Below are 10,935 nucleotides of genomic sequence, written 5' to 3'. Positions count from 1 at the left end.
TTCATGGCGAGGCTTCCTGAGTGGTCGGCAGCATGAGGAGGAGCTCAACCCGGCGGTTTCGCTCCCGGCCCTCGGGGGTGCTGTTGCTTTGAGCGGGATGCTCCGGGCCGTAGCTCCGGAGCCGCAGCTTGTTGGGGGACACCCCGTGTTCCACGAGGTAGCGCCACACGGCCTCGGCGCGGCTTCGGCCCAGGCGTGGATTGAACGTCTCCGCGGTCGAGTCATCCGTATGCCCGTCGACCGTCATCATCTTCACCGCGGGATTCGTGAGCAGCATCTCCACGGCGCGGTCCAGGTCCGCGGACTCGGCGGGCAGCTCCGTGCTGCCACTGCGGAAGTACACCTTGCCCTCGAGCACGAAGCGGTCCCTCGACACGTTCGCGATGGGCGACATCTCCCCGGGATTCGGAATCATTGAACCCTGGCTGCTCTGGAACTCGCTCGCGCGCCTCGTCGGGATGGGCAGGGGCACGGACTCGTGGACGATGCTCGTGTCCGAGTCCGGTCGCGAGTCCTCCCCCAGCATGTACGAGAAGGAGACGCCCGCGAGCAGCCGGAAGAGAGGGATGCCCGGCTCCGCGCCGAAGCCCAGGCCGCCGAGCGCGAACAGCTCCACGCCGTCCCGAGGTGCATAGCGCCCGCCTCCCAACAGCTCCACCGCGCCGCGTGCCTGCTTCCAGGAGAGGCCCGCGTTGAGCGCCAGCTCCGCCCGCAACGGCGAGCCCACCGTCATCAACCCCGCGCCAATCCGGAGCTCACTTCCCAGCTCACGTGACTCCAGCGTGGGGACCTGGATGACCGCGGTGGGGCGCACCAGCATGCCCAGCTCGAAGGACGGAGCGAAGCGGGTGCCCAGCCTTCCTCCCACCATCACCTTCGCGAGGAGGCTCGTCTCCGCTTCGCGCGCCAGCGCTCCCTGCGTTCCCATGGGGAGGAAGACCCCCACCTCCGCGGCCAGGTCCACGGAGTCGTCCTCCTCCGTGCGCAAGAGCCCCACGCGGGCCCCCACGCGCGGCGCGCCGACGCCATGGCGCGTGGGGGCGATGACCCCTTGCGACGTCAGGTCATCTCCCTCTCGCTGGGTCAGCACGGGCAGCCGGACGTCCAACTGGAGCCGGGAGCTCAGGCCCCAGCCCATGACGAACACCGCCGTCGAGCGACTGCGCAACAGGGGCATGTTCTCCCCCTTGGCGTTCAAGGTCAGCGGCTCGTGTTGATAGTGACCGAGCACCATCACCCGCAGCTCGCCGTCGCGCAGCACGGTTCCGCCGCCCGTCGCCAGGGGGCCAGGGCCTGGATTCACCTCCAGGCGCTCCAGGGCGAATGCTGGAAGGGACGCTGGCTCCTGGGCGCGAGCCACCTGCGCCAGCAGCAAGGCCGCCAGAGTCCATCTTCGCTGCCACCTGGCGCGCCAACCGCTCATCCGCATCCCATGGCACGTGACAGACAAGGGGTTCATGCGGGAGACAGCCCGCGGACACATGCCGGGTTGAGGCCGAGAGCAAGGCACGTACCAAGGCCGCTGCGTCGCAAGCACCCCAGGCGAGGCCTCGTCATGCGTGCCGGTGGAACGCGGTTGCGTCCTCGCGGACCGCAAGCGAGGCGCAGGGCGGCGGGTTTCGGGGCCAGGGGCCCGGCTTCGGGCTGGCACGGAACGGGCAAGTGCTCGCGGACGCATGGCCTTCCAGGAACGACTCGCGCTGTCCCTCACGCTGACCCAGGGCGGGCAGACCTTCGTCATTCCCGGCGGACAGGTGGAGGCCTTCTCCGTCCAGCTCCTGCCGCACGGCTTCACCGCCTCGGTGCGCTTCTGGACCGGACTGGAGAAGGATGACGCGGCGCTCTTCACCGCGTTCTCCACCCAGGACCTCCTGGACGTGAAGCTCTCCATCATCAAGGGGGGCTACCCTGTTCCGAAGACGCCGCCGGAGCCGCTCACCCTCCATGGGCTGGCGCGTGCCCGGGGGATGGAAGCTCGGACGCACGGCCCGGTGGAGGGCGCGCCGGTGCGCTTCCGGCGCTACACGGTGGAGTTCGAGGACGCCGCCCGGGTGCTCTGGCGCCAGCACCGTCCCACCGAGCTGCGCACGGACACCACCCTGGCGGCCCTGCTGACGGAGCACACGGCGGGGGCCTTCGCGCTGGACTGTGACTGGGACGTGCTCGACGAGAAGCGGCCCCTCATCTGTCTCGCGCTGGGAGAGGACGCGCCGGGCGTGGGCTTCCATGACTTCGTCGCGTGGCTTGCGGCGAGCCGGGGCGGCGTGTGGACCTATGACAGCGTGAAGGACCGCTATGCGCTCCTGGGCCGCAAGGCGCCCGTGGGCACGGCCGCGCCCCTCTCACGCGAGAAGGTGGAGCGGGTGGAGGTGGTGATGCCGGCCGTGCCCCGGCACGCAGCTCGGGTCCTCAATGTCTCCGCGCTCAAGCCCTCCACGCTGGATGTCCCGGCGACCGTGGGAGTCGTGGGGCTCCATCAGGACCATCTGGTGCGCACGCCCATCGTCTCCCAGGTGGAGCAGCGGCAGACGCTGGAGGTCTCCCGCCTGCGCGTCCCCCAACGACGGATGCGACTCACGTTCCGCCACTACCCCACCGTCGCGGTGAATCCCGGCGCGGGGATTCGGCTGGAGGGCGTGCTGTGGGGCAGCGCGGCGGTGGGGATGGGGGAGGACCTGCGTTCCGTGGAGCTGAAGCTGGAGGCTCGGACGCTCAACGAAGGGCCTCACGCGGGGCTTCAGATGCAGGACGCGGGGTTCACGGTGGAGATGTCGCTCCTGGTGGAGCGCACGACGGACACCATGGTGACGCTGCCGGTGCATCGGACGCCGCGCTATCCCATCCACGTCGAGGGCAAGGTGCTCAGCCCTGGAGGCGGGGAGAAGGACCGCATCTATCTGCTGTCGGAGGACAAGAAGACCTCGGTGCTCACGTGGCGGGTGACGGTGCCGCTGTGGAACAAGGCGGTGAGCGTGCCGGCCGAGCCGGGCTTCTTCCCCGGACACTTCTACTTCCCGCCGTATAAGAACGCGCGCGTGCTGGTCGCGCTGCACTTCGACCGGGCGGAATTGCATCGTCACCTCGACTGGGCTGACGCCGCGCGGCTTCCCCAGGCAGGGCAGGGGGACGGAATCCTGCTGGGGAAGAACGACACCAGTCAGACGTCCATCGTCCACGACTACCAGGACATGAAGCCCGTGTGGCACCTGCGCCGGGTCTCCGGTCCGGACACCGAGACGGTGCGCATGGCCGAGGGCGTGATGATGTTCCGCACGAAGGAGGAGCCAGGCGCCGCCGCCGCCGAATCCACCTACGATGTCTCGCCGCAAGTCGAGACGGCGCGCGCGGACCTCACGGCGGGCGTGAGCGGGGCCATGGGCGAGACGACCGCCGCGTACAAGACGGCGGCCGGTGCCTCTCAAGCGAAGCTGGACGGCGCCACGGCGGAGACGCAGGCGAAGCTGGAGGCCGCACAGGCGGCGGTGAACGCGAAGGTGGCCGAGACGCGGGCCGCGCTCAACGGTGCCCTGTCGGGACTCAACGGGAGCACCGCTCCGCTGGATGGGGCCGCGGCCGAGGCACGCGTGGCGCTGGAGCGACTCAAGTGACGCGCGAGGGCCTGTCGCCCGGGCACGGCCCATGGGCGCGAGTGACGTGGGGCCTCCATGCGTGGGCCCGGAGCCGAAGGGAGGTCGAACCGTGAAGGCACTGCTGGGGACGCTGACGGAGCTTCGAGGCGACCTGGAGTCGTGCGGGACGGGCTGCACGGCGCGCGTGGGCTCCTCGCGCACGGCCGTCGAGTCCGTGGGAAGTGGCATCGATGCCCTCATCACGTCGATTCGCCCCGAGCTGGAGCCCGTGCTCGCGGCGCTCCTGGGGCGCATCGACGCGCTCGACGCGAAGCTGGCGTCGCGAAAGGACGACGCGGACGCGGCCAGGCTGCGCGCGGAGTTGTCCCCCCTGCGCACCCAGGTGGATGGCGCTTCCGTATCGATGGCGTCGTCGTTGGCCGCGCTGGAGGGGAGCGTGGGCTCGCCACTGCGTTCGAGCCGCGAGGGCGCGGCGACGTCGCTGGGCACGCTCGAGTCGACGATGTCCGGGCAGGTCGAGTCCCTGCTCTCGCAGGTGGAGACGGTGGAGAAGGCCGTCGTGCCCGCGCAGGCCCAGGTGGAAGGCATCATCACCCAGGCGAGCGAGGCGCTGGATGCCCTGGTGAAAGGCGCGGTCGCCGCCGTCGCCGCCATCCGCGAGCCGCTGCAACAGGCGGTCAACACCGCGCTCGCGACGCTGGAGTCCGTCCTCACGCAATTGGCCACGGTGAAGGAGCAGGTGCTGTCGCTCTTCACTCCGCTGCCCGCGGTGCTGGAGCAACTCCAGACGCTGTATCAGACGCTCGTCGGCTCGCTGGAGGCGCTGCTCACGCGCGTGAGTACGCTGTTGGATGCGATTCCGGCGGCGAACCTCCCCAAGCCGCTCGTGACTCCGGCGGTGCAGTCCATCCAGCAGGTGGTGACGCAAATCACCACGCAGCTCGGCACGTTCTCCTCGCAGATGGCGACGCAGATGCAGTCGCTCCAGGAGCAGGTGCTCACCCAGGTGGACACGGTGCGGACCCAGGCGCTCCAACAGGTGGACACGCTCCAGCAGCAGCTCGTGCAGCAGGTCGACTCGCTGAAGCAGGCCGTTCTCTCGCAGGTGCAGCCCGCGAGCGCGCAGATGGACGCCGCGGTGTCCGCCGCCGTCACGCAGGTGGGGACCGCGAGGGACCAGGCTGTCGCGCAAGTCACGGCCATCCAGGACCAGATGGCCGCGCAGGTGGAGGCGGTGAAGTCCCAGGTGACGGCGCGGCTCCCCGCGCTGGAGCAACAGGTCGACGCCGGGGCCCAGGCCGCCCAGGCTCAGATGGAGGCCGCGGGCGCTTCCGCCGAGGAGCAGGTCACCACGGCGCGCACGGGTTTGAAGTCGCAGGTGGATGGCGTGGCGGGCACCGTCGGTGCGTCGCTCGACTCACTGGAGGCGCGGATGGCGCTGCCGCCACCTCCCGTGACACCAGGGCCCGGAGGCCCGCTCCGGGCGTGAGTCGCTGACAATCCGTCGGGTGATTCCGAGACAAGGGGTTGTCGCGGACATGCGACAACTCGCACGAATCCAGGCTCGTAGTCGTTCGAGAGACACTTCTCGACGGAGCCTGGTCGGATGTTCCAGGACCCTGGGCGTTACAACTCCCCGAACAGGTTGGCCAGGAAGTTACCGACGGGCACGCGCGGGGGCATCACCCGGGTGTCGTAGATCTTCACCTCGCCGGCGGAGGCGAAGTAGTCGGTGGCGACCAACGCGCCGCCGACGCGCACGGGGTTGGGGACTGGGATGATGTTGAACGTGCCCGGGGTCTCCAGGGCGACCGTTGCCGCTCCGTTCCACTGCTTCAGTTCAATGGCGGGCGGCGCGCTTGCCTGGGTGCGCAGGCCGTCGACGTTGAAGACATACCCCGTGTTCACGACACGGACGGCGGGATCCTTGATGTCCATCCCGGCGGAGGGGATGACTTGAATCATCGGCTCGATGGTGTCGATTCCCTCCGGGCTGTTCTTCATGCGCCGCTGCAAGTGGTCCAGGCAGACCTCCACTCCGATGCAGACCTCGTTGATGTCCTCGTGGGCATCGCCGAGCCGGAAGATGCAGCCACCCTGCAAGGAGTTGGTGGACCACTCGTCGCGGTTCTGGCTTCGGGTAGGGGCCTGGGACAAGGCGTCGTGAGAGCCCAGGGTGGGCACCGTGGCGCGGTACTTGTTGACGGAGCCGAGCAGGCTCATTCCTCGCGTGTCGACGTGTCCGATGCGAGCCCAGGCGGCATCGAAGGTCGTCGTCGTCTCGTTGATGTAGTCGATGCCGGAGACGTATTCCTTGTAGACGAGCCGCTCGTGCTTCCCATCCGGGTTCAGGAAGCCCCCTTGTTGGATGAGCGCGATGTTGAAGACCTCGACGCCCGTCTTCCTGTTGGGCACCACGGGGTCCATCACATCCATGTACCCGATGATGGTCCCGAGGACGAACAGCCAGTTCCTGAACCGATCCGGCCGCGCATTGAACGACCACTTGCGGAAGTCCTTGAGCACGTCGGCGATGAGCTCCAGCGGGTAGCCGCCGCGGACGCCCCGGAAGAAGAACTCCGGCATCACGAACACCTTGAGCGTGGTGGCGTCCATGTCCGTGTGCGGACTGTTGGCCGCCGCCAGGATGGCGTTCTTCACGTAGGAGCACCGGTTCGTCAGGTCGGTGCGGTCGTTCGCGTGGCCCTTGTACGCCTGGGTCCCCTTGCCGGCCACGACACGGTGTGGAGGGCCAGGGAAGAGCTTGTGCGTCCCGTTCCAGATACGCCCAGGGGCGCCCGGGTTCTTCGCGTTGTAGCCAAGCTGGTGGTGATAGCCGATGAACTGAACGTCGTCGTAGCTCATGGGGTCTGCTCGAAGTGAGGGGCTTCGGTGGGGCTGCGCCCCGCACGACGGCACGGGACGCCTTTGGACTACTTCCCGGCGGAGGGGGCCTCGATTTTCGGGCCCTCCACCTTGGGCGGCTCGACCTTGGGCGGTTCCACTTTCGGGGGTTCGACCTTGGACCCCTCGCCCTTGGGGGCGCGCTTCTTCTTCGGAGCGTCCGTGCGGATGCGGCTCTCTTCCAGCTCGATATCCACGCGCCCCGGAATGGGCGTGTCCAGCAGCACCTGCCAGGCCCCGTCCGGCGTGGTGAAGAGGAAGGAGATGGCCAGCGGCGACTCCTCCGGAATCTTCACCTTCGTCTGCGTCTTCTCGCCGGGATAGACGACGAGCGTCTGCACCACCGAGTCATCCGGGTGGACCACGCGCTCGGCCACGTCGGCGTAGAACTCCGTCATGTATCGCTGCGAATCCACCGCGCGCACCAGCATGTGCATCGGCCGTCCCTGGTTCGTCCCGGGCGGCGACTTCACGTTGATGGTCAGGTGCGTCGGCGCGCAGGCCACCGTGCCCAGCGCGAGCGCCAGCATCACCAGCCACGGCCCCTTCGTCGCGCTCATCGCGTCACCTCCTGGAACAGCGTCCACGGCCCACCGCGCATGCCGAAGCGCAAGCGGATCTCCGAGTGCTCCGAGCCATCCGGACCCGGCAGCGGCCAGATGGCGTTGTGCTCGGCGTCGAACGTGGCGGAATCCAGGATGCGGAAGCAGTTCCACGACGAGCGCGACAACTCGGTGGAGCGATACCGCTTGCCCTCGCGCCCCGGCACCCGCAGCTCGACACCCACCGACGCCGACCGCGGCTCCCACCACGCCAGCGCGAAGTCCTGCCACGCGGGCGTCTGGTTGAAGCCGAAGGCCGCCGCCGCGCCGCACTTCAGGAAGGACATGGTGACGAAGCCGTTCTCGCCCGACGGCGGCAGCGGCAGCGGACGCACCTGGAGCATCAGCGCCTGGGGCTTGCCCTCGTCATTCCAGAGCAGCTTCGCCAGCTTCGAAAGCCGCCCGAGCATCGCCAGCATTCGCGGGGGGACGGACAGCTGCTGACGCAGCGCCCGGCGCAGCATCCACTCCGTGCCGCGCTCCTCCACCACCGGCGACAGCACCTGGTTGACGAACTGCCAGAAGGCGCCGTCCTTGCGCTTGAGCACCTCCAGCTCCGTGGGGTCCAGCTCCTGGCTCGCCTCCACGGCGAACGGATAGCGCCGCAAGAGGGGCGTGAGCAGCGTCCGGAAGCGCCACTCCCACTGCTCCTCCAGCACGCGCTCCAGCTCGGCCCGGCCCAGCTCTCGCGTCATCAGGAAGGGCTCGCGGAACGGCCGGCGCAGCTCCCCGAGGATGCCCTGCTTGTCCAGCCACGCATCCACGCGGCGCAGGTAGGAGCCTTCATCGTCCAGCAGCATCGACAGGCCCACGCGGCCCAGCGGCGAGAGCAGGTCCGTGAGCTGCCGGCCGCCTTCCTCCGTCGACGCGGGCACTTCCTCGCCCGCGGCGCGCAGCGACGCGGGAACGACCACGCGCTCTCCCAGCACCGGCGCCGCGTTGAAGCCCGACACCTCCGTGTGCAACTGCGACACCAGCAAGAGATAGGCGGCGAGCTGCGCCGTCTGGCCGTCCTTGTCCGGCGTCATGAGCTGCACGATGGGCCGGAACGCGGACAGCTCCTGCCGGAGCGGCTCGTAGTACGGGCCCTCCATGGGGCCGATGCCCGCCCCCGTGGCGACCTCGCGCAGCATCGACACCAGCTCCGACGTCGGCTGCGTCACCGCCGACAGCTCCGAGGCCAGCGACGTCGTCAACGCGGTGAAACGGTAGTCGCGGTACTTCACCAGGAGGTCCTGGCGGTAGCGCTGTCCGAAGTTGGAGACCTTCTTCAGCACATAGCCCTGGCGCTGCGCGGCCTCCGCCCGCGACAGCTTCGAGTCCGTCATGCGGATGGTGAACTCGTCCACCAGCGGCCGGATGTCCGTCTCGAAGGTCAGCCACTCCGAACCATGGCGCGAGGGCAGGGTGTCCACCCGGCCCATGTCCATCGCGTCCTCCATGGACATGCCCATCCCCATCTCCGACGCGGACGCCACCGCGCCCGCCGGCAGGCGCACCGTCTGCCTTTGGAACGGCCGCTGGCCCTGCTCCATCTGCCGCAGCAGCTTGTCCAGCAGCACGCGGGACAGCTCCTTCGGGCGGAACTCGAAGGACTGCTGCAGCACTCGCACCTCCAGGCGCGCATCCCCGTTGGTGGGCACGAAGAGGCCCCCGGTGCGCGTCAGCAGCTCCGCGGTGGACATCTCCGCGGCCGCCTTCAGGCCCGCGTCGATCTCCTCCTCCATGCGCAGCACCGCGGCCAGCATCGGCTCGTGCTCGCGGTGCCAGTCAATCGAGTCGAGCGTGCTCTCCACGCCCTTGAGCGTCGCCTGGCTCTCCGGCGCGCCCGACGCGTCCAGCAGCGCGAGCATCTTGCGCGCGGACGTGTACGCGACGCTCTGGGCCAGGGTTATCTGGAGTCGCTTGCGCTCACTGGTCAGCACCCGCCACTGCTCCAGGTCCAGCTCGCTGGCGCCCATCACCAGCTGGAGCCGCTGGAGGTGGTCTCGCCACGGGCCCAGGTAGCTCTCCTCCGTCAACCACTCGTAGGGCCAGCGCATCCACGGCAACTGACCCTGCGCCTGCATCCCCGCGCGCCACGCCTGGTCGCTGGAGATGATGTAGTCGCCCACCACCTCCTCGCGCAGCTTGGTGGCCTGCATCCAGTTGGATTCCTTCGCGGCGGCGTGCGTCCCGATGAAGCCCAGGGAGTCCGCGGCCCAGTTCCAGCGCTTGCGGTACTGCACGTCCAGTCCGGACAGGATGAAGCGGCCCATGTCGTCGCCGCGAGAGGCGCGCGTCACCGCCATGACGTGCAGCATCTGCTCCGGGCGGCACAGCGTCTCGCGCTCGCAGCGCTCGTCCGAGTGCGTCGGCGCCCAGCGCGAGCGGTTGCCCACCAGCTCCGCCGGCGCGCAGCCGGGGATGAGCGTGCCGCAGCGCTGGCACTGCTCCTGGCAGCTCTCCAACAGCGGCTTGAGGTACGAGAGCCGGACGGTGTTGGCGAGCTGATCTCTCAGCACCTCCTGCTCGTCGAGGAAGCTGTGGCTCAAGAGCGGGAAGTAGCGCGCCGCGGCCAGCAGCGTGTCCATGGACTGCATCGCGCCCTGACCCTTGTCCACCACGACTTCGCCCGACGCCGTCAGGTGCTGCTGCCCCAGCCGCTGCACCGTCGCCTCGAAGTCCTCCATGTGCCGCTGGGCTTCCTCCAGCTTCTTGTAGAAGTTCCCGTAGGCCCCGAGCACCGGCAGACAGCCCACCGCGAGCAGCAGCGCGCAGCGGCTCAGGTGCTTGCCGCGGTAGCGCGCGCGCAGCTCGATGTTTCGCTTCTCCGGGGCGATGGCGAACACGCCCGTGGAGCGCGCCTCCGGCATGGGCGACGACAGGTACACCCGCGACAGCTCCGGGCGATACGACAGCGTGCCGCCTTCCCACAGCCCGGTGACGAAGCGCGAGAGCGCCGCGAAGGACTCGCCACCGCGCGCGTAGAACTCCTCCAGCCGGCTGAAGGCCTCCACCGACAGCGACACGAGCCCGAGCGCGAAGTACTGCTCCATCGGCTGGAGGCCCGCGGCCAGCTTCGCCTCCTCACCCGGCGGCGGCACGTCCCAGTGCAGGGGAATGCCATGGCTGCGCAAGAGCTGGGCGAAGTCCGGGAAGCCCACCATCGCATCCATGTGCGTCAGGCACAGCCGCGTCTCCACGGCGCCCTTGCACACCTCGGAGAGCAGGTTGATCTTCCCGCGCACCAGCTGGATGACCCGGCGCACTTCGTCCGGCGGAGTCTCCGCCAGCCAGCGTGCGTCCAGCGCGATGGCGACCCGGCCCTTCTGCCGTCGGAAGCTCGCCTCCCACAGGCGCCGCAGCGCGCGGCGCGCCTCCTGGGTGTCATCCTCCAGCAGGGACGCGGAGACCTCCTGCACGATTTTGTCGGGCCCGAGGAAGATTTGGAGCAGCGGGTCCGAGGTGAAGCTGGGCATGAACTGACGCTCCTGCCGCCGCCAGTCCACCTCCAGGTCGATGAGCGTCGTCTTGCCGGCGCCCGCCGGGCCGAACACCACCACCGTGGGGAAGTCCATCACCGCCACTCGGTAGCGCCACGGCAGCGCGCTCAGGAACTGCTTGCGGATGCGCACCAGCGCGTTCGCGTCCAGCTTCCTGCGCGGCTCCACCTGCGGCGCGGCGCGGCGCCGCTTGCGCCACCACCACACCAGCCCCACGACGAGGGCCACGGCGAGCAGCACCGCCAGACCTATCAACACCCAGGTCAGATAGGGCTTCGCTGCTTCCACCGTCGCAGGACTCGCGTTCGCCGCAGCGCTCGCGGCCGCGGCGATAGGGGTCTTCTCGCCCGCCAT

Annotated in this window: 6 protein-coding genes; 2 read left to right on the top strand and 4 right to left on the bottom strand. The window is 69.2% G+C overall.

All coding sequences use genetic code 11. The features are described from left to right. Nucleotide 1: 1 nt before the first annotated feature. On the bottom strand, nucleotides 2-1,375 hold the full coding sequence (locus HUA78_RS14660; protein ID WP_174455025.1) for an OmpA family protein: 1,374 nt from the start codon (nucleotides 1,373-1,375) through the stop codon (nucleotides 2-4). A gap of 301 nt (nucleotides 1,376-1,676) precedes the next feature. Between HUA78_RS14660 and HUA78_RS14655 the strand changes: the two genes are divergently transcribed. Together HUA78_RS14655 and HUA78_RS14650 are read left to right on the top strand one after the other, a co-directional pair. Next, complete coding sequence (locus HUA78_RS14655; RefSeq protein ID WP_174476523.1) at nucleotides 1,677-3,608, top strand: hypothetical protein; 1,932 nt, start codon at nucleotides 1,677-1,679, stop codon at nucleotides 3,606-3,608. A gap of 91 nt (nucleotides 3,609-3,699) precedes the next feature. After that, nucleotides 3,700-5,079 (top strand): hypothetical protein, encoded by a 1,380-nt coding sequence (locus HUA78_RS14650; RefSeq protein ID WP_174476522.1) that lies wholly within the window; start codon nucleotides 3,700-3,702, stop codon nucleotides 5,077-5,079. A 137-nt stretch (nucleotides 5,080-5,216) separates the two neighbouring features. Here the strand turns inward: HUA78_RS14650 and HUA78_RS14645 are convergent, their stop codons facing one another. From HUA78_RS14645 to HUA78_RS14635, 3 genes are all read right to left on the bottom strand, one after another. After that, complete coding sequence (locus HUA78_RS14645) at nucleotides 5,217-6,455, bottom strand: hypothetical protein (protein ID WP_174455028.1); 1,239 nt, start codon at nucleotides 6,453-6,455, stop codon at nucleotides 5,217-5,219. 68 nt (nucleotides 6,456-6,523) lie between these two features. After that, nucleotides 6,524-7,054, bottom strand: coding sequence for a hypothetical protein (locus HUA78_RS14640; protein WP_141642930.1), 531 nt, complete (start codon nucleotides 7,052-7,054; stop codon nucleotides 6,524-6,526). Continuing rightward, entirely contained in the window at nucleotides 7,051-10,935 is a 3,885-nt protein-coding gene (locus HUA78_RS14635) for a type VI secretion IcmF C-terminal domain-containing protein (protein WP_174455029.1), read from the bottom strand. Before HUA78_RS14635 ends, HUA78_RS14640 begins: the two co-directional genes overlap by 4 nt.

It is taken from the genome of Myxococcus sp. CA033 (assembly GCF_013336625.1).
Taxonomy (GTDB): Bacteria; Myxococcota; Myxococcia; order Myxococcales; family Myxococcaceae; genus Myxococcus; species Myxococcus llanfairpwllgwyngyllgogerychwyrndrobwllllantysiliogogogochensis.
The sequence above is the reverse complement of the archived record's forward strand: the minus strand, read 5'-3'. Positions and strand labels throughout refer to the sequence as shown.